General features: G+C 30.2%; 21 protein-coding genes, 1 other RNA gene and 2 pseudogenes. 12 read left to right on the forward strand and 12 right to left on the reverse strand.

The genetic code is table 11. The features are described from left to right. Positions 1 to 24: 24 nt before the first annotated feature. The 4 genes from FBF11_RS00220 to FBF11_RS00235 are packed head-to-tail and all read left to right on the forward strand — an operon-like array spanning position 25 to position 4,736. Positions 25 to 348, forward strand: coding sequence for a hypothetical protein (locus FBF11_RS00220; protein WP_002782892.1), 324 nt, complete (start codon positions 25 to 27; stop codon positions 346 to 348). Between the two features lie 15 nt (positions 349 to 363). Next, positions 364 to 2,157: a flagellar hook-length control protein FliK gene (locus FBF11_RS00225; RefSeq protein ID WP_079264564.1), complete on the forward strand. Its 1,794-nt coding sequence runs from the start codon at positions 364 to 366 to the stop codon at positions 2,155 to 2,157. 53 nt (positions 2,158 to 2,210) lie between these two features. Further along, positions 2,211 to 3,095, forward strand: coding sequence for a flagellar basal body rod modification protein (locus tag FBF11_RS00230; RefSeq protein WP_002805290.1), 885 nt, complete (start codon positions 2,211 to 2,213; stop codon positions 3,093 to 3,095). Positions 3,096 to 3,098: 3 nt separating this feature from the next. Then, the gene (locus tag FBF11_RS00235; RefSeq protein WP_002805291.1) at positions 3,099 to 4,736 is read left to right on the forward strand and encodes a flagellar hook protein FlgE; all 1,638 of its coding nucleotides are present in this window, start codon (positions 3,099 to 3,101) and stop codon (positions 4,734 to 4,736) included. 3 nt (positions 4,737 to 4,739) lie between these two features. Here the strand turns inward: FBF11_RS00235 and FBF11_RS00240 are convergent, their stop codons facing one another. Next, complete coding sequence (locus FBF11_RS00240) at positions 4,740 to 6,611, reverse strand: flagellar assembly protein A (protein WP_057097015.1); 1,872 nt, start codon at positions 6,609 to 6,611, stop codon at positions 4,740 to 4,742. After that, positions 6,608 to 7,333 (reverse strand): bacteriohemerythrin, encoded by a 726-nt coding sequence (locus FBF11_RS00245; protein ID WP_100625361.1) that lies wholly within the window; start codon positions 7,331 to 7,333, stop codon positions 6,608 to 6,610. The genes FBF11_RS00240 and FBF11_RS00245 overlap by 4 nt, the downstream gene beginning before the upstream one ends. 179 nt (positions 7,334 to 7,512) lie before the next feature. On the opposite strand from FBF11_RS00245, the gene ffs reads away from it, so the two are divergent. From ffs to FBF11_RS08565, 6 genes are all read left to right on the forward strand, one after another. Further along, an RNA gene (gene ffs, locus FBF11_RS00250) (signal recognition particle sRNA small type) lies at positions 7,513 to 7,610 on the forward strand. 237 nt (positions 7,611 to 7,847) lie between these two features. Further along, entirely contained in the window at positions 7,848 to 7,997 is a 150-nt protein-coding gene (locus tag FBF11_RS00255; RefSeq protein WP_002868354.1) for an anion permease, read from the forward strand. Between the two features lie 222 nt (positions 7,998 to 8,219). Further along, positions 8,220 to 8,564 carry an anion permease gene (locus FBF11_RS00260; RefSeq protein WP_002868355.1) on the forward strand — a complete coding sequence of 115 codons (345 nt, stop codon included), beginning with the start codon at positions 8,220 to 8,222 and terminating at the stop codon, positions 8,562 to 8,564. Next, positions 8,507 to 8,722, forward strand: a complete 216-nt coding sequence (locus FBF11_RS08555; RefSeq protein ID WP_002868356.1) for an anion permease — start codon at positions 8,507 to 8,509, stop codon at positions 8,720 to 8,722. Before FBF11_RS00260 ends, FBF11_RS08555 begins: the two co-directional genes overlap by 58 nt. Beyond that, positions 8,637 to 8,900: an anion permease gene (locus FBF11_RS08560; RefSeq protein ID WP_002868357.1), complete on the forward strand. Its 264-nt coding sequence runs from the start codon at positions 8,637 to 8,639 to the stop codon at positions 8,898 to 8,900. Before FBF11_RS08555 ends, FBF11_RS08560 begins: the two co-directional genes overlap by 86 nt. A 121-nt stretch (positions 8,901 to 9,021) precedes the next feature. Continuing rightward, on the forward strand, positions 9,022 to 9,243 hold the full coding sequence (locus FBF11_RS08565) for an anion permease (protein ID WP_002887116.1): 222 nt from the start codon (positions 9,022 to 9,024) through the stop codon (positions 9,241 to 9,243). 51 nt (positions 9,244 to 9,294) lie between these two features. Here FBF11_RS08565 and mnmA read toward each other — a convergent pair whose 3' ends face one another. The 4 genes and pseudogenes from mnmA to FBF11_RS00295 form a co-directional block, all read right to left on the reverse strand. Then, positions 9,295 to 10,311: a tRNA 2-thiouridine(34) synthase MnmA gene (mnmA, locus tag FBF11_RS00280; RefSeq protein ID WP_002851977.1), complete on the reverse strand. Its 1,017-nt coding sequence runs from the start codon at positions 10,309 to 10,311 to the stop codon at positions 9,295 to 9,297. Beyond that, positions 10,311 to 10,916 (reverse strand): TIGR00730 family Rossman fold protein, encoded by a 606-nt coding sequence (locus FBF11_RS00285; protein WP_057042237.1) that lies wholly within the window; start codon positions 10,914 to 10,916, stop codon positions 10,311 to 10,313. Before FBF11_RS00285 ends, mnmA begins: the two co-directional genes overlap by 1 nt. A 120-nt stretch (positions 10,917 to 11,036) precedes the next feature. After that, a complete protein-coding gene (locus FBF11_RS00290) occupies positions 11,037 to 11,825 on the reverse strand; it encodes a hypothetical protein (protein ID WP_002864361.1) in 789 nt (262 codons plus the stop codon). A 13-nt stretch (positions 11,826 to 11,838) separates the two neighbouring features. After that, positions 11,839 to 12,486, reverse strand: a pseudogene (locus FBF11_RS00295) (hypothetical protein). Between the two features lie 279 nt (positions 12,487 to 12,765). Between FBF11_RS00295 and FBF11_RS00300 the strand changes: the two are divergent. Then, a complete protein-coding gene (locus FBF11_RS00300; protein ID WP_057042238.1) occupies positions 12,766 to 13,620 on the forward strand; it encodes a hypothetical protein in 855 nt (284 codons plus the stop codon). After that, a pseudogene (locus FBF11_RS00305) lies at positions 13,605 to 14,203 on the forward strand (C39 family peptidase). The gene FBF11_RS00300 and the pseudogene FBF11_RS00305 overlap by 16 nt, the downstream one beginning before the upstream one ends. A gap of 48 nt (positions 14,204 to 14,251) precedes the next feature. Here the strand turns inward: FBF11_RS00305 and fliY are convergent. Genes fliY through flhF form a run of 6 tightly spaced genes read right to left on the reverse strand, consistent with a single transcriptional unit; the run spans position 14,252 to position 19,531 of the window. After that, positions 14,252 to 15,094, reverse strand: a complete 843-nt coding sequence (gene fliY / locus FBF11_RS00310; RefSeq protein ID WP_057042239.1) for a flagellar motor switch protein FliY — start codon at positions 15,092 to 15,094, stop codon at positions 14,252 to 14,254. Then, positions 15,091 to 16,170 (reverse strand): flagellar motor switch protein FliM, encoded by a 1,080-nt coding sequence (gene fliM / locus FBF11_RS00315; protein ID WP_002851710.1) that lies wholly within the window; start codon positions 16,168 to 16,170, stop codon positions 15,091 to 15,093. Before fliM ends, fliY begins: the two co-directional genes overlap by 4 nt. Beyond that, positions 16,170 to 16,862 (reverse strand): RNA polymerase sigma factor FliA, encoded by a 693-nt coding sequence (locus tag FBF11_RS00320; RefSeq protein WP_002851943.1) that lies wholly within the window; start codon positions 16,860 to 16,862, stop codon positions 16,170 to 16,172. Before FBF11_RS00320 ends, fliM begins: the two co-directional genes overlap by 1 nt. Beyond that, positions 16,843 to 17,199, reverse strand: a complete 357-nt coding sequence (locus FBF11_RS00325; protein WP_002851727.1) for a membrane protein — start codon at positions 17,197 to 17,199, stop codon at positions 16,843 to 16,845. The genes FBF11_RS00320 and FBF11_RS00325 overlap by 20 nt, the downstream gene beginning before the upstream one ends. Before the next feature lie 18 nt (positions 17,200 to 17,217). Further along, on the reverse strand, positions 17,218 to 18,084 hold the full coding sequence (flhG, locus tag FBF11_RS00330) for a flagella biosynthesis ATPase FlhG (RefSeq protein WP_002851985.1): 867 nt from the start codon (positions 18,082 to 18,084) through the stop codon (positions 17,218 to 17,220). Continuing rightward, positions 18,077 to 19,531 (reverse strand): flagellar biosynthesis protein FlhF, encoded by a 1,455-nt coding sequence (gene flhF, locus FBF11_RS00335; RefSeq protein ID WP_057042240.1) that lies wholly within the window; start codon positions 19,529 to 19,531, stop codon positions 18,077 to 18,079. Before flhF ends, flhG begins: the two co-directional genes overlap by 8 nt. Positions 19,532 to 19,534 lie beyond the last annotated feature (3 nt).

Raw genomic sequence — 19,534 nt, forward strand, 5'->3', positions numbered from 1 at the left:
TAAAATTTTAAAAAGGAAGTTAAAATGTCAAAACCATTAAATGAAGAGATTTTTGTTGAATTTAAAAGTGATTTAGCTGAAAGAAAAAATGAAGTTTTGCTTCAAGTTTTAGAGCTTTTAGAAACTTTTAGATCAGATGAAAACGAAAAAATGGCAAGAATTTCAAGTGAGCTTACAGAAATTTTAGAAAATGAAGAAAATTTAGAGAAAATTTTAAATGCTAAAAATTTAGAAGAGCTTTTAAATATCTTAACTGCTTTAAATGAAGATAAGATGATTAAAGTATATGAAGATTCTTATTTGAAAGAAAAATTTCCTAATGTAATGGTAGATAAATTTTTAAAATAATTTTTTGAAGGAAAAGTGATGTCAAATTTAGCTCCGCAAAATGATGTTTTAAATCTTACGCCGAGTAAAACTTCTACTACTAGCAGTTCTTTTAGTAAAACTAGTAAAAATAAAGAACATGAAAGTAGTGATAGTAAAAATTCAACTCAAGATGATACGGAAAGTTTTTTAAATTCTTTGCTTAATTCTATCAATGAAACCAATGAATTTTTACCTGATCATATGAAGATCAGTCAAAAAGAAGTTGTTAATGAAGCGATGAGCAGACTTCAAAAAGGAGCTTTTGATGAGAGCGATAAGATAAGCATTTTCGAATCTGCTTCTTTTATGCAAATTCTTTCTTTGTTAGATAAGCTAAAAACAGATACAGCAGATGTTAAACTAGCAAATCTTTCTACTCAACTTTCAAGTCTTATTAAAACAGAGGCTAATTTTAATGCTTTAAAAGGTGCATCAAATCTTAGTGAGCTTTTGGACATAGCTAAAGATCTGGGCTTAAATGTAAAAAATATTAAAGTAGATCGTCTTCTTGATCTTAAAGCAACTTTTCCAAATTTAGATAAGGCTGATTTTTTTAAGGGTGCTGTGGATAATGTTTTTAAAGAAATCATCAATAATAAAATTTCCAATGTGAGTAAAAATTTAAATCACAATTTAGAAAATACAACTCATACTACAAGCACTCATTCTATGCAAAAAACAAATTCTAAAGATAGCGGTTCTTTGCTTTCTCAAACTTTAAAAAATTTAGATTCCATACTTTCATCCAAAGAAAGCAAACGCGAAAAAAACGATAAAGTTAAATCAAAAATAGAAGAAGATACCACAGATGCTAAAAATACTTTAAAAAATATCAAAAATGATGAGTTTGCAAAAAATTTAACAGAAGAGTTAAATATAAAAGATAAAAAAAACCAAGATAATTTAAATAAAGAAAGCAAAGACTTAAACAAAGATTTTAATAAAGAGTTAAATAAAAATCAAGAAAAAAACAATTTAAATCAAGAAAATATACAAGATCAAAATAAAAATTTAAAGAACAATGATCAAAATTTAAATCTTGATAAAAATTTAAATAAAGAAATTGTTAAAGATACTCAGAAATTAGTTTCAAATTTAACACAAAAAGATTTTAATCTAAATAAAGAGCCTAAAAACAACAACAAAGAAAATAAAGATATAAAACAAAATTTCTTTGATCAAAAATTAAATTTTGAAAATTTAAATAAAACTCAAGTAGTTCAAAACAAAGAGAATAATGCAAATTTTAATAATAATACTACTAATAAAGAAACTTTTACTCAAGAGCAAACAAAAACGCACAGTGAAAATGTAGATAAAAATAGCTTAGATGAGTTAAATTCTTTAGTCAAAGATTTAAATAAAGTAACACAAAACAATGCTCGCAATATCACTCCTAAAGAAACTTTGCAGTATTTTTCACAAGATTTAAAAGAGGCTGTGGATCAATACAAAGCGCCTATTACTAAACTTAGTATCACTCTAAATCCTAATAATCTTGGAGAAGTGGAGGTAACTTTGATACAAAGAGGTAATAACCTTCATATCAATTTCAACTCCAATGCCAATGCAATGAATTTGTTTATCCAAAATCAAGCCGAGTTTAAAAATTCTCTTGTAAATATGGGATTTACTGGACTTGAAATGAATTTTAGTGATCAAGGTAAAAGAGAGCAAAATCAAAATCAAGGAAAAAATCGTAGTGGATATGGTTTTAAAGATGCTTTAGATGGAAAAAATGAAAGTGAAAAAGTCAATCTAGAGCTTGTTTTAGCGAAGTATTTTTAAATTGGAACACTTATTGCTTAAATAATAAAAAACTAAATAAAAAGGAGTTTATAATGATATCATCATCGGATTGGAATTTAAATACCACTGCTACAACTTCAGGTACTACTTCTTCAGGAAGTACTAGTGGAACAACTAGAACAGATTCAAGCAGTAGCTCAGGAATAGTGAGCAATCCAAATGCTACCTTAGATAAGGATGCGTTTTTAAAACTTCTTTTGATAGAGCTTCAACATCAAGATCCAACAGATCCTATGGATAGCGATAAAATGCTTACTCAAACTTCACAGCTTAGTGCACTTGAAATGCAGCAAAATACCAATACAACTATGCAAAAAATGGTTGAAACTATGCAAAAGCTTTCTGATTCTTTTAGTACAAGTATGAGTACTTCAGCTTTAGGGGCTATTGGTAAAATGGCAACTGTTTCAGATAATAAAATCAAACTTACAGGTGCAGATGAGCTTATCGCTCTTAAAATGTATTTGCCTGAAGATTCTGATGAAAACGGTGTTACGCTAGAAATTTATGATAGCAATAATAAACTTGTTTTCAGTGAAAAAAGCGATGCTAAATCTATTTCTCAAGGTTTATTTACTATGGAGTGGCCAGGAAGAAATAACGATGGGGTTTATGCAGGTGATGGTGAGTACACTGTTAAAATGGTTTATAATAATAAAAATGGTGAAAAAATCACTGCAAATTACGGAACTTATCCTATCGAAGGTGTTGTTTTTAAAGATGGTGTTGCCTATGCAAAAATGGCTGGACAAGAAGTTCCTTTTGATGCAATACAAGAAATAACAGATTATAAGCTTGGTTCATCTTCATCTACTGGAGGAAGCGGTTCAAGTGGAGACTCAAGTGGTGGTTCAAGCGATGGAGATTCTTCTGGGTCTGGATCTACAGAAGATGGCGACAAAGAGGAAAAGGCATAAGCCATGATGAATTCATTTTATAATGGGATTTCTGGAGTAAAAAGCAATAGCTTTGGTATTGATATCACTGCTAATAACATAGCAAATGTCAATACCACGGGCTTTAAATACTCTGATGCTCAATTTAAAGATATTTTTTATACTACCATAACAACCCAATCAACCAACCCTGCTCAAGGTGGTTATGGTAGCGGTGCAGCATCTTCTCAAGTTGTTTTCGAACAGGGTTCTCCTGTTGCAAGTGATGGCGAATTTGATGTGGCTTTGCAAGGAAAAGGATTTTTTGGGGTTTTAGGGGCTGATGGCAATGCTTACTATACTAGAAATGGATCATTTAGAAGAGATGCCAATGGATATTTGGTAGATTCTTATGGAAATTTTGTTTTAGGAACAATGAATCCTGCTTTTACTGGTATTAACTATAGCGATAGAGTTGCTGGGCTTATGGGGGATTATCTTAACACAGGAACTCCGGTAAATAATGGTTTTACTGTAAATTCAAATAATTCTTTCAGTATAGGCACAACCGCTTCTCAAGGGGCTATTAAAGTACCTGTGAATATGTATTTACCTCCTCAAGTAACTCAAAATGTAAAATGGAGTGGAAGTTTAAATACTAACACAACAACAGAAGTAGTTAAAGTAGATCTTGATCCTAGTAAATTTAACATTACAAAAACTGAAGATGGAAAATATGTAGTTAGTGGTAGTGTTAGCAAAGAAGATGTGTTTAGTGCTAAAGCGGGTGATAGGATTATTTTAAATTTCACTGATGATAATGGCGTAAAAACAAGCTTTGAAGCGACTTTAGATGAAAATCTAAATTTTAAAAGTAACGAGCTTGATTTAAAAGGATTGGATGAAAATAGCATCAAGCTTGATACAGCTCAAATTTCAACAGAGCAACAAAAAGCCAATAAAGATATTTTAGAATCCCCTATTTATAATGCAGATGGAAGTAAAAGCACTTTAAGGGTTACACTTGAAAGAGTTTTACCGCAAGAAGGCGATAATATACAATATAAAGCTATTGCACAAATTTATGATTCTAATGGCAATGCCGTAGGCAATCCGACTGAAGGAAATATGGTTTTTGATAAAAATGGTGCTTTGCTTCAAAACAATATTACAAGCATTGCAAATCCAAATGGTGGAACAATTAATATTGATTTAGGTTCTCCTTATGATGCTAACAAGCCTGGTTCGGGTTATAGTGGGATTTATATTAAACAAGGCGTCGAAAAAAATGTAGTTACACAACAAGATGGTGTAGCTGAAGGGTTTTTTGAACAATATAATATATCCGATGATGGAAGTATTGTTGCGCAATTTAGCAATGGTAAAAATGCCATAGTTGGAAAGCTTGCTTTATATAATTTTATCAATGAGCAAGGATTAGTTGCTATGGGAGATAATATTTTTGCAGCAACGGCAAATAGCGGTGATGCAAGTTTTATTATGAAAGATGGTCAAGTTGTTAATACAGCTAAATTTAAAGGCGGATTCTTAGAACAATCAAATGTTGATTTAAGCGCAGAGCTTTCAAACCTTATCGTAACTCAAAAAGCCTTTGATGCAAGCTCAAAAAGTATCACTACAAGTGATCAGATGATACAAAAAGCCATTAATATGAAAAGATAATTCTTAGGAATTATCTTTTTCTAATTTTTCAAAAATAATTTTAATTTCTTCTATGTCGCTTTCGCTATAATTATGGCTTGATTTAATATAACTTACTTGCTGTCCTTTTTCAAGATATAAAACCTTTTCATAGTCTTTTAAATTTATATGATGTTTTAGTTCAAGGTTGGTGTTTGTGTTAGGATAAAATTTTAAAAAATTATCCTCTCCGATATTTTCGGCTTTTATGTATATTTTTACATTGTAAACCATTTCATTTAAGAAATTTAATTTCGCATCAATTTGATATTTTAATTTTATAAATTTTTTATACGAAATGCTAAGATGATTGTATTTTTTTATGATATCGTGATAAAGATTTGAAAATTTCATTTCTATGGCGTTAGGATTTTTAGTCTTTTGAAGTTTGATGATTTTGATTTGATTTTTGATTAGATAATCATAGTAATTTTGCATTTTGCTTATGGTGTCATCAAGCTTACTTTTTATTTTAAGGCTTAGATTTTTAAGATTTTCGCATTCTGTATCTGAGTTGTTTTCAATAGAAACTAGTGGTGAAACTACGATATTGTTTTTAAATTTTATATTGTTTGTTATGATTAGATTTTTTCTTGGATATAAAGTATTATCCGTTAGTAAATTGCAAATATAAATATTTTCTGCTTCTATTTTTCCACCCATGCAGTTTTCAACAAATACATTTTTAGCTATAATTGTCCCATTTTCTAAATTTTTTATATATACAGTGTCAGCTTGCAAAGTTCCTTTGTGTGTTGTAATAAAAATATCTTGTGCAAAAATTTCGCTTTTTGCATGAGTTAAGCCTTTGATACTGATATTTTTTCCATAAAGTTTTGTTGCTCCAACATTCCCATTTACTTTTATATTTGAAGCTTGAACATTTACAATACCTGATTTAATAGCATCATCACTTATATCAAAATTAGTGATTTCTAAGTTTATATTTTCATCGATATTTGTTTTGATTGAACCGGTTGTTTTAAGCCCTATTTGTGATAATTTTAAATTGTTTATAACGCTATATCCTGAGTGGTCTTTATTTAAAAATCCATAATTGGCGCTAAAATATTTAATTCTATCTTCTAATTCTTCTGTGTAAATGCTTTCATCTTTTATGATAAAAGGATTATCAAGAAAGGCTATTGGATTTAAATGAAGGATTTCTCCTCTTAAATTTCGTCCTTCTTTTCCAAGAATTCTATAAATGTATTCAAAAAGTAGCTCATTTTTTTCAATAGGTTTACAGTAGTTTCCTTCATCATAGTTAATATTTTCGTCAAAACATTCTTCGTTAACATCTCTATGATAAATAATTTCATCACTTTTATGTTCAATCTTATCTACACCTTTGGCAATTTCAAGCTCTATTTCTTTAATAGATGGACTTTTTTGTATTGATAAGATAAAATCATCAATCTTGTCAAATAAATTTTTATCAAGTCTTAAGATTAAAAATTTTTGTTTGATCATTATTTTGTAGATATTTTGCAAAATATCAAATTTTAAATTAGGGTAATATTTAAAATTTTCTGTAAGGTTGATACTGGCTTTTAGATGGGTTAGGTTGGAGTTGGATATAAGTTTGACTGTAAAAGGAAAACTTTGTTTTTTTGGATAAATTTCTATAAGAAATTTTTGCACTATGGTATTGTAGTTTTTTACAAAAAAATCATCTGCATAAAATAAGTCAAAATCCTTTCTTTCATAAGTTTTTGTTTTCGCTGGTTTTACACTAGAACACAGAAGTTTAAAATCTATAACTCTAAAATCAAGAATTTGTTCTGTGTTTGCTTGTTCGTGATTTAAACTTTCAAAAGGATTGAAAGTTTCTAAGGTTTTTACTTGAAAATTCATCTATCCCCCCCCCCCATATCATTTTTTTGAGTCGTGAAATGGTGATTTTGTAGTGCATCTTCAAAAATAGCATTGAATTTTTCGAAATTTTGATTCAAATCAAAATAATCCAAATGAACTAAAATTTGCCCACATTTTTCGCACTTTAAGGTATTTTCTTTGCTAACAAGCTCTTGATGTATAGTCTGTGGAACTGCATGGATACGCAAAGAACAATTGCAAATATAATCATAGGTTTTTTCAGCTCTTAGGTCTTGTTTGATTGATTTTAGTTTTATGTATTGTTCTAAGGTATAATGGATTTCTTGAAGGTGTAGGGCTTTTTTTGTAAAATTAGCTATCCATAAATCTTCATTAGCAAAATGATCTAAAATCCAATCTTTGGTTAATATGGAAAGTTCTTGAGACATTTTTACAATATTATCTGAATGCTCTAAAAGCTCTTTAGTTTTTTCTACTAATATTTGATGAGATTTTTTATGTTCTTCAATCAAAGGAAAATCAATGCTTTCCATAAATTTTTCTTCATCTTTAAAATGAATTTTGATGTATTGAAATAGCTTTACAAGAATTTGTTTTAAATCATTTTTGTGTTGTGTATTATTATCTTGAATGTTTAGAGCTAAATCATTTGCAAGATTAGTAATTTCAAAAATTAGTTCGTGTTGTTTGTCTAATTGCATATTTTTAATGCTAAAATCTCTACTCCATTTAACTTCCATATTTTTCCTTTTTGGATGTAATAATTATTTTTATATCGTATTTTTTGAAAATAAAATAATAATTTGACAAATGAATTTTTAAAATTCTTATAAAAACAATGGATTGATTGCAAATTTATATATTGAATCTTAACAACTCAAGGCTTTTTAAGTATATTATGATATAATTTTTAAGCCTTTTCTTAGACCTGTGCAATGCTATTTTTAAGCACCGCTTCAGGGTGGGAACACAGCAGAGCACTTGATTTTAGTGTGTGCCGCAGTTATCTGGGGAAGGGTTTTATTCATTTTAAAATTCCCATTTTTCAATTAGGCTAGCTTTTTTATAAATTAAAAATTTATTTAAAAATTATAATTTTAAGATTTATTAAAATATTAGTTAACTAGAATTTAAGCATTGTAAATTACATTACCAATATCAAAGGATAAACAATGGATAGAAAGAAAATTCCCTTGTTGGTGCTGTGTATTTTAATTGCAACTGTGTTTTGGCCTATACCTACTCCTTGTAGGTTTGGAAGATAATTCTTGGCATTTTCTTGGGCTTTTTATTGCTGTGATTATGGCAGTGATTTTACAAGTAATGCCTTTGGGGGCTGTTTGTATGATAGCTATTGCCATAGTAGCTCTTAGTGGCATTACCACTACCCAATTGAAAATCTAAGTAAAATTTACACCAAAGCTACTTCGAAAACTTCTACGCAACAACTTATTGATGAGACTAAAATTTCCTTTAAATACTTCAGTACTTGATTTTTTATATCAAAAGAGTATAAGATGAAAAGGTAAATACTGCTATATCAAATTTAAAATCTAAAACGGGTATAAAAGACGCTTTAAGTGGTTTTTCAAATTCTCTTATTTAGCTTATAGTTATTCTATTATTGTGGCTCGTGGAGTTATTAAAACAGGACTTGGAGAGCATTTGGCTTATCATTTTATCAGTATTCTTGGTAAAAAAACCTTAGGTATTGCTTATTCTATAGCTTTTTGTGAAACTATTTTAGCTCCAGTTACTCCTTCAAATACTGCAAGAGCAGGGGCTATCATAAATCCTATAGTTCAAGTTATTGCAAGAAGTTTTAAATCCACTCCTGAAGATGGAACACAAAATAAAATAGGCACTTATCTTTCTTTGGTAAATTATCAAGAGCCAATCCTATTTCATCAGCTATGTTTATTACAGCTACAGCTCCAAATCCTTTGGTGCTTTATTTTCTCTCTCCACTAGAAATTAAATCCACGCCTAATGCTTCTACTTTTGCTAAAGATAAATTAAAAGAACTTGTAAAAATGAAAAATAGTGAAAAAATCATGCTCAGTGTTTTTGTCTCGCTTTTACTTTTATGGGCTGGAGCTTTGGGCTTGTTTTTTTGGAATTTCTCTTGATGCGACTAGTGTGGCTTTGCTTGGGTTGTCTTTGGTGTTGATTAGTGGAGTTTTAACTTTTGGGGAAGTTTTGGCCGAAAAAGCTGCTTGGAATACTTTAGTATGGTTTTCAGCTCTTGTAATGATGGCAACTTTACTTGGCAAACTTGGCGTTACACAGTTTTTAGCTGAAGCTTAAGGTGAATTTGCTTCTGCTATGGGACTTGGGGAAATTTCTATTATGATATTTTTAAGCCTTGCTTTTTTATATACACACTATTTCTTTGCTTCCATTACAGCTCATATATCAGCAATGTTTTTTGTTTTTTATAGTGCAGCTTGCCTTAGGAGCACCACCACTTTTTTATGCTTTTATTATGATAGCTTCAGGTAATGTTATGATGGCATTAACTCACTATGCAATAGGAACAGCTCCTGTTATTTTTGGAACAGGCTGTGTAACTCTTAAAAAATGGTGGAGTACAGGTTTTGTGATTTCCATAGTTGATATAGTAGTGATGATAGCTGTTGGGCTTGTTTAGTGGAAAATTTTAGGATTTTATTAATAATTTCTAGGAATTAATTCCTAGAAATTATTCTATAAAACCACTTGCTATGACTTTATCATGATCATAAAAGACTGCCATTTGTCCGCTAGCAAGCCCATAAACAGGATCTTTTAGGATGATTTTTGCACTTTTATCTTCATAAATTTCTACCTTGCAAGGTGTGGATTTTGAACGATAGCGGATTTTTACTTCGCAATCAAGCTCTTTAGCGTCTATAAAAAGATTGATATTTTTTAGGTTAAATTCACTGATTTTAAGTTCTTCTTTGGTTCCTACGATGATTTGGTTTTGCTTAGGATTGATTTTTAAAACAAAATGCGGCTCATGCGCTCCACGCACTTCAAAGCCTCTTCTTTTGCCTATGGTATAGTGCATATAGCCCTCATGTTTGCCTACTACTTTTCCGCTACTATCTAATACTTCTCCAGGAATTTTTGTATCCATAAACTGATCTAAAACTTGCACATAAGTATCTTCAACAAAGCAAATTTCAGAACTTTCCTTTTGGGTGGCAAAAGATTTTAAAACCTCTATAGTGGAAGCAAATTTTTTCACATCTTCTTTTTTCATTTCGCCTAGCGGAAAAATAAGATATTTTAAAGCTTCTTTATCTGCACTGGCCAAAAAATAGCTTTGATCCTTGCTTTCATCTACTGCGGTTTTTATTAAGTTGTTTTCAAGTCTTGCATAATGCCCTGTGGCAAGTTTTTCACAACCTAAACTTTTAGCAAATTCTAAAAGTTTTCCAAGTTTGATAAAACGGTTACATAAAGCACAAGGATTTGGTGTTTTACCCTCTTTATAAGTATCCACAAAAGGCATGTAAACTTTGTTTTTAAAATCTTCTTGTAAGTCTAAAATATGATAAGGAATTTGCAAAAAGTTTGCAACTTTTTCTACTTTTTTGATATTTTCTTCGTGATAATTTGGTTTGCCATGAAGTTTCATATAACAACCTATAACTTCATGACCTAAATTTTTAAGTTTATAAGCAGTGACTGTACTATCAACTCCACCGCTCATAGCGACTAGAATTTTCATTAAATTTCCTTTAAAGTATTAATTATAAAATCCAAGTCGTCAGTGATTTTATACTTTAACTCATCTCCTTTAGAAATCACTTCAAATTTGAGTAAAGAATTTCTGACGAACTCATCAAAACCTCGCCAAAATTCACTCCCAAACAAAATAATAGGAACATCTTTTTTAAATTCTAATTGTTTTAATGTAAGAATTTCACACAATTCATCAAGTGTTCCAAAGCCGCCTGGGAAGATCACAAAAGCTAGACTCTTTTCAATAAGAGCCATTTTGCGTATGGCTAAGCTCTCAAAAGTAATATTATATTCTACAAAATCATTAAGTTTTTGCTCGTGAGGTAAAAATATATTAAACCCTACAGAACTCATTGAATTTGTATTATTTTTTTGTGAAAAAGCACCTTCGTTGGCTGCACGCATAATACCACCACCTCCACCACTTATCACACAAAAACCATTTTGAGCACATTTTTGTGCCAAAATTTTAGCCTGCTGATAATAAAAATTATCTTCTTTAAGTCTTGCTGAACCAAAAAAAGTTACGGCATTTTTTAGGTTTGGTATGTTAGCAAATTTTTCTAAATCTTGGCTTATTTTTTCATTCATTTTTCAACCTTTAGTTAAAATAAATTCCATTCTAGCTAAAAATTTATAATAAGTTCTTTATTATATAAGTTTTAATAGGTTTATTTTATTAAGATTAGGAATTTAAAGACTTTTAAATCCTTAAGCTTTAATATCTATACTTTTTGGTGTAGAATTTAAAGAAAGGATTTTATTAAATTCTCCTGCATCATCATCACTAAATTTCATACCAAAAAGAAGTTCTAATTCTTTACTAGTGCTAAATTTACCTTCTAATAGTTTTTTTACAAGTTCGTTTCTTGTGCTATCATCTTTGTAAGTTTCTTTGTTTTTACTTTCGCCTTGAATGGCTTTGAAGGGTTTTTCACTTTGTTGAGTGATAATTTCATCATCACTAGAAAGCAACATTTTATCACCCATAGCCATTTCGTATTCTTTCACAAATTCATCGTATCTTTGCTTAAAATCTATGTATTTAGTTTTAAACTCATTTAAGCTTAAATCTTTACTTATAAGTGCGTCAAATTCTTTATAAAATTCATCGGCTTTTTTGATGATGTCGTAGCCCAAATGAAACATCTTAGAATAAGAAACAAAAAAACCTAACATCATTTTCTCCGTAGTTGGGTCCCATTTTGTATAAGCAGGATTAAAATCTTTTAAAGGGGATTTTTCTATTTTATTGGGGTCTTTTAAAGCATTTGACTTCATAAAGTTGTTAAATTCTTGCATATCTTTTTTGCTAATACTTTCATCAAGTCCGAATATTTTAGGATTATACTCAAATTTTTTTCCACGATAAGGCAAAGCACCTTCTCCTGTTATAACGGCTACTCCGTGTTTGTTGATTTTAAAATCAATATTTTTATCTTGTTTAAAATTTGAAGTGTTATAATCATAGTTTAAATTTGAGTTTAGACTATTTATCATTAGTTTTTCCTCTTTACTTGATAGAATACCCACCAAGATATCTTTCTAAAAAGTCTTTATAGTTTGAACTGATTTCCTTAACTACTCTGTAATTATTCAAAGACAGGACTTGATTTTACTCTATACCAAGAACCTGATTGTTCGTTGATTACAGCCACTCCATAAGAAAAATACACAAATCTTTTCCCTAAATTAGAAATACCAATATTTCTTTTCACAGTATATCCAAGAAAGTTACGATAAGGGTCATCGCCCACTATACTCATAGTTTCCCAAAGTCTTTTTTGATTGATATAGGAATGCTTACCATTAACCAAACAATTTGTAGTTTCTATACCGCACATTCCACCAAATCGAACAAGTCCTTCTCTATTCCAATAATATTGATCTCCGTTACTATCTTGAAATAAAGTTAATTCCAAATTCCAATCAGGTTTGGCAAAGGCTATAACTTCATTATCACTAAGTCGTTTTAAATAGGTTATATACCCACCCTTCACTTCTTTCATCTCTTCAAGGCTGAGTTCTTTGACACCCGGGCTTGTATCGCTTAAGGCACCTTTTGTGAGTTTAGCTAAAAAATCCTCAGCAAAACAGAACTAGTCAGTAAAGAAGTTAAAGCTAATAAAGCAAAAATCTTTTTCATTGAAAATCCTTTCATAAATTCTTTTTGTAAGTTCTTTAAAACTACTATCGACTTATTCTAGCAAAAGTTTAATCTTGCTTTGAAAGTTAAGTGAATTTTCTTTAAATACTTAAAATTTTATTCTCGGTTTGTTTGCTTTTGTAATAAATTTTCATTTTTATCTTAAATTATATTAAGCAAGTAAAAATATTTAAAGATTTTAAAATACTTTATTTAGAATAATAAACTTTTCAATATCAAGGATTAAATTTTAAAATTAACTTGAGCTGATTATTTAAAATGTAAGGATTGACAATGAAAAAAATTTTCTTAACATTTATGGTTTTAGTTAATTGTGTTTTTGCTAGCGATGAACTAAGTATAGATGGTTTATTTAAAAAGCAAATAGGCTTAAGAAGTATTACAAGCTTTTCTTTACTTAGCACAGGAAACGCAAACTCGTATTCTCTTTATCCTAATATAACAATAGGCGGAGATCCTACAATTTGGAATGATACAAAGCAGGTGTTTTTAACTCAAACTTTCATTTATACCCTAACACCTAAGTTTGACATACTTATTTCAGGGGGCGGAAGTTATGCAAGACAAGAATATACAAACTTTTTTACAAATGAGTATTCTAGTAAAAACAGAATAGGTTTTGATAGTTTATGGCTAGGTTTTATTTATACAGGCGATAGCATTGCAGATTTAATTCCACAAATTACCTTTCAAACTGCAGTTGTTCAAAGAGAAAAAGCAATCAATCAAACCAAAAACTTTTATCTGAAATCACAAAGCTTACAAGCTAGTTTAAGGGGATATAGCGATCCTGTGGTTTATAGTATTTATACAGGATTTGGTTATAATCAATCAAGAAAATTTAAAACCCTTAAAATAGAGTATGGAAATAGTATTTATGTGGGCGGGGATTTATCTATTATTCTAAGTCCTAAAATTACTTTAGATTTAGGAGCAGAGCAAAGGTTTCAAATGAAACAAAAAATCAATGGCTATCAAAATTCTGAAGTGCGTTCTATTCCAACTTTAAGTTTAGGTTCTACTTATAGCATTAATTCAGATACCGCAGTTTCTGTTAATGCTAGTTTTGGAGGAAGCTCTGCTTCTCCTGATAGCATATTTGGGATAAGCTTATGGAAAAAATTCTAAAAATTTTATTATTTTTACCCATTCTTGCTTTGAGTACAAAAGCCGAATGGGTAGTTAAGTCTTATCAAGAAATTAAAAACGAAAGAGTAATAAGACAAACTTATGAGCAATCTTGTGGTGCTTCATCTTTAGCAACTTTACTTAATATACTTGATGATCAAAAAAAGTTTGATGAACTTGAACTTTTAAAGATTATGAGCGGACAAGAACTTTATACGGATATGGTAAGCTTTGCAGATTTAAACGATGCAGTTAAAAAACTAGGCTTTCAAAGCAATTCATATCAAATCAATAGAGAAAACTTGGATAAACTTGTAAATATTCCAATGCTTGTAAAAATTGAAGATGATCCACGCTTTCCACATTTTGTTATAATTATCAATCATAAAGGTAATTATTTACAAGTACTTGATCCAAGTCATGGAGAATATATAAGTTCAAAAGTCAATTTTTTAGTATTTGGGATAGATATAATAAAGGTGGTTATGCTTTAATTGTTGCTCCTAAAAAAGAGCTAAAACCTTTTAAGTTAAACACTCCAAAATCTTTACATTTTGATTTCAGCCCTTTTAGTTTGTTTTAGTTTTAATTCGTTTATATTTATTATTCTTAATTTGTAGGCTAAAACTTTTTATCTTAGTTGTTCTAATCTTTCTTTTTTAGAACCAATTTCTGTAATTTGAACGCCGAAGTTACCATCGACAATTACTACCTCGCCATAAGCAATTCTTTTATCCCCAATTAAAATTTCAAGCGGATCGTTTGCAAGTTGATTAAGCTCCACAACTGAACCTATATCCATAGTTAAAACATCTTTTAAAAGCATTTTTTTATTGCCTATACGCACACGAACAGGCAAACGCACATCCATGATAAGATTGATATTTTTAAGCTCTTCGCTAAGCATTATCGCTTTTTCTTCAGTAATGTGATTAGAATCAGTGCTTGTATTTCCTGTTTCAGCAGGTTTCCCGCTTAGGATGTTATGGAGTGTTTGATCCATGGCTAAAGAAACTTGTTCTTCTAAATCGCCTATTTTTACATCATATAAAAATAATTTTTTAAAATCTTTAAAATCTACGCTTTCAGGCACAAATTCACAAGATTCTATGCTAAAATCCATTTTTGGAATGTCTTTTTGGGCTCCTAAGGTTGTAGAAAATGCTGAAATGATATTTTGGATGGCTTCTTTAGCTGCATCCATTTCATCAGGACCTAGTTTATCGTTTTTGGTGATCTCTTCTTCACCCATCATCCATTCACCAATAGCACTCATTAAAACAGCACCAGCTAAAATTCCTATTTTTCCACCATTTGCTATATTAAATATAGCATACACTAAAGGTGCTTTTAAAGTATCGCTTGCATTGACATCAAATTCTTTATATTCGCTAAATTCAGCACTTTTTCCTGTTAAACCTTCAATGGTGCTGATGCATTCATTTGTAAACATTTTTAAAAAATCATTGATCATATTTCTTCATCCTCCTCTTCAGGCTCATCATAAACACTAGCTTTAGCTTTACGCTCTTCTTCGTATTTTTCCAAAATTTCTTTGATTTCATCTTTATCTGTGCGTATAAGTTCTAAAATTTTAATAGATTTTCTAAAACGATGCAATCCAATTTGTGCTAAGAAAACATCTTTTTTATCGATGCTTACTATAGCTTTATCATCTGCTTCTCTATCAAGTCTTAAGATATCGCCTTGTTTAAGTTCTAAAAATTCATGAACATTAATTAAGGTTTTTCCTAAAATTGCCTCATATACCACTTCAGCACGACCGATTAAAGTTTTAAGTTCTTTGTTGCGTGATTTTTTGGCTGAGGTTTCACCCATCATAATATCACGGTTTGCTAAACGGCTTAATATACTTTCTAAATGTACTACAGGATAGCAGATATTTACCATTCCGCTTGAATTTCCTATGATGATTTCCATTACTACCATGATAACAATCTCATTTTGAGATACGATTTGTACAACATTTGGACTTGATTCTTTAGCTTCTATACTAGGATAAATTTCAGTTACGGTAGCCCAGCTTTCTTTAAGTCTTTGCATAATGATACGCAAAATAGAATCAAGCAAATTAAGCTCAATATCCGTAAGCTCACGCGAAGCTTCATAGCTATCACCTTGTCCGCCCAAAAGTCTATCTATCATAGGAAAAGCTATGCTTGGATTGATTTCTAAAACACAGTTTCCATCTAAAGGTTTGATAGAAAAAACGTTAAAACTTGTTGGGCTTGGCAAAGACATTAAAAACTCCCCATAAGTCATCTGATCGACTGAATGAAGTTTAGTTTCAACAATACTTCTCATCATCGATGAAATTTGAGAGGCTAAATTTCTTGCTAATTTATCATGTATGCCTTTAATCGTCCTAAGTTGTTCTTTTGAAACTCTGTTGGGACGCTTAAAATCATATACAACGATATTTCTTTCATCTTTTTCATCTTTTGAATTTGAGGCTATGGGTGTGTCGGTGTTATCATCGACAACTTCAAGTAGAGCATCAATTTCTTCTTGGGAGAGTATCTCAGCCATTACACTAGCCTTTCTCTAAGTTTTTTAAGAAGTTTTTTGTGAATTTGTGAAATTCTGCTTTCACTGATTTGTAAAATTTCACTGATTTCTTTTAGGCTTAATTCTTCATAATAATAAAGCTGAATAATTAACTGATCGCGCTCTTTAAGATCATCTAGCACTTCGTGAATTTTTTCTAAAAGTTCTTCTTTTTCAATTTTTTCTAAAGTATTGTCTTCATTATAAAGTTCGATTTGCTCATCAATGGGCAGGGTATAGCTAATAGCATGAGCTGTTCTTACTTCTTTGATTTTTTCTACATCTAAATCAAGTTTTTTGGCTAGATACTCATCATCAGGTTCGCATTCATGTTCTAAAAAATATTCATCCATGATTGCATCAATATCTTTAATAATTTTACGATTATTTCGACTCATTACATCAAGACTTCTAAGATAATCAAGCATAGAGCCGTTAACTCTTTTTCTTGCAAAACCCCAGAAGTTATCATTTTGTTCTTTATCGTAACGGCGTGAAAGCTTTATCATTTCTTCAACGCCTATGCTAATAAGATCATTAACATCTATACTTGAAGGCAAGCGTTCTTTTAGTCTAAAAGCCATAGCACGCAGAGCTGGCATGTAAGAAAGCACAAGCTCATCTTGCTCTTTCTTTAGCATTTGTGCATAAGCTTTAGGCGGCTCTTTTAGCATTTCTTCGTCTTTCTTTGAATTCATTTTTCTTTAGCTCTTCTCTTTCTTCATTGAGCTTTTCTAAAATTATATCCATTTTCTTTTCACGAATAACTAAATCGTTGATAATATTATTGCTAGTTTTTTCATAATCGTGTTTATTAAAGATTCTGCCACTAATTTTCTTTACATCTATAAAATTCATAATAGCAATATGAACAAAAACATAAAACATAAAAGTAATAAAACAAGTAAAAATCAGTATATCAAAGGCTTCATCTATACTAATAATGCTAAATGCAAGTCCTATAAAAAATCCACAAACAGTGAAAAATGCTACGTAATTTTCTGGCCTCATAATCTCTTCTCTTTATTGCTAAAATCTTTCAATAATTTTTCTAAAAAAACTTGAAAAACTACGATTTGAAACATTATCAAGCACTTTCCGTTCCAATCTATATAAAAGCTTGGAAGCTAGGGCTTTAATCTCATCACTTGAGGCTGTGTTTTCATCGCTAAATAAAGTTCTTTTTTTAATACTACCACTTACATCTTTAGAAGCGCTTAAATGACCTAAGAATTCTAAATTTAAAGGATTTTTAATGTTTGCATCTGCAACTTTTTTAATATTTTCAAAAACTTTTAAAGCTTCATTTTCATTTTTTACAACATTAAAGAGCATTAGTAAATTTTCTTTTGTCTTAGAAGTTGTTTTTATGGTTGCATACGCATCAGTGATTGCTGCAGGATCAGGAACAGTTACTACTATAACTTCATCAGCCATTTCTAAAAAATTTAAAATATTTCCACCAATACCCGCGCCTGTGTCGATAATAAGAAAATCAAGTTCATCTAAAATACTTGCTTGATTTAAAAATCTCTCGTAAATATTTTTATCATTATATTTTAAAATCTCATCTCCACTTTCGCCTGGGATGAGCCATAAATTTGGCTTAACTTCTATTAAAATGTCTTCCAAGGAGCATTCTCCGCGTAAAACATGCAAGAGATTTTTTTGTATGCGTACATTTAAAATGACATCCAAATTTGCCAAGCCAATATCAGCATCAAAAAGCCCAACTTTATAACCATTATTTGCTAAAACATTGGCTAGATTCGCGCTAATCGTACTTTTTCCAACGCCACCTTTTCCACTTGTAATAGCTATAAAATGAGTGTTTTGGGATTTTTTGGTTCCATTTTGACTCATGAGATTGCGAAGTTTATTTGCTTGGTTATTCATTATTTTTTCCTTTGTTAAACCCTTCTAAAATACAATGAACTAGAAAATCACTATTGGCTACTTCTAAATCATCTGGCACTTCTTGTCCTATAGAGAAAAAGCTTAGAGGAATATTTGTTTCATAAACAAGAGAGAAGATATTTCCAAAAACCTTTGTTTCATCAAATTTAGTAATAATCAAAGTATCAATATTTAAGAATGAAAAATTTTTATAAATTTCCATTAAATCTTCATGTTTGGTGTTTGCAGAAACCACTAAATTTACATCAATTTCTGCATTTGAGTGCATTAAAAATTCTTTAGTTTTAGCAAGTTTGCTTTGATCGTATTGTGAATTTCCTATAGTATCAACTAAAATTACTTCGCAATTATTTAAGCTTTTTATCGCTTCATCTAAATCCTTTGGTTCTATGCTATCAATAATAGGAAGTTTCATCATTTTTGCATACTGAAAAAGTTGCTCAACTGCACCGATTCTATAAGTATCAAGCGTAATAATACCTGTTTTATAACGCTTATCTCCATAAGCATAGCGAAAAGCTAACTTAGCTAAGGTTGTTGTTTTTCCGACTCCTGTTGGGCCTACTAGCATCATGATTTTTTGTTTTTTTATATCGCTTTCAACACGACAAGGCAAGATATTTCTTAAAAGTGAGTGAAAATATCTTTGAACCGCATCTTTGTTGGTTTTCATAGCAGCTGGCATATTTTCTATAGTTGCTTTCATAATCGCTTCTAGATGATTTTCAAGCATTCCACTTTCTTTGGCTTGTTTATAAATACTTGCAAATTCAGGAGGTATCATAAGATTTTTTCTAGCTTCAGCTTTATCGTCCCACATCATATCTGCAAGAAGATCTATTTTATCATTAAGCTTGTTGATTTGTTTTTCAAATTGCTTTTCAAAATTTTCTATTTTTTTATTATAATTTGGATTAGGGGTGTAATTTTCTAAAGGTGTGTTTGTGACTTTAGAAATTTCATTGCTAACTTCACTTAGTTTTTCTTTGAAATCATCAAAGCCTAGAGTCTTATTTTGATGAGGGTTGATTTTGTTTTGCGGAAAATCTTGATAGGTTTTTTTAGTTAAGTCATTGTTTTTTATAGTGTTTAAATTTGTATTTAAGCGAGTGTTTGAGAAATCCAAGACTACATCTTCATCTTCTTGAGGGATTTGAGATCTAATTTTTTCTTCTGCAAGAGAGGTAGAAGATGGTTTTGGCGAGCTTTTTTTTGCAGGTAAAGATTTTCCTTGTTTTTTTAAGTGTTCTTCATAGTCGCTTTCTTCTATGGCTACCATAACCTCATAAAGCGCACTGCGATTTAAGGTTTTAGGACGAATTTGTTTATTTGTTATAATTAAAGCTTTATCTCCGTAATCTTCTTTTACTTTGGGTATAATTTGTTCTGTATCTTCAACAGTAAAAGTATGTATAAGTTGTCCCATTTA

This window comes from Campylobacter sp. CFSAN093224 (genome assembly GCF_012897395.1).
In the GTDB taxonomy this organism is placed as follows: domain Bacteria; phylum Campylobacterota; class Campylobacteria; order Campylobacterales; family Campylobacteraceae; genus Campylobacter_D; species Campylobacter_D jejuni.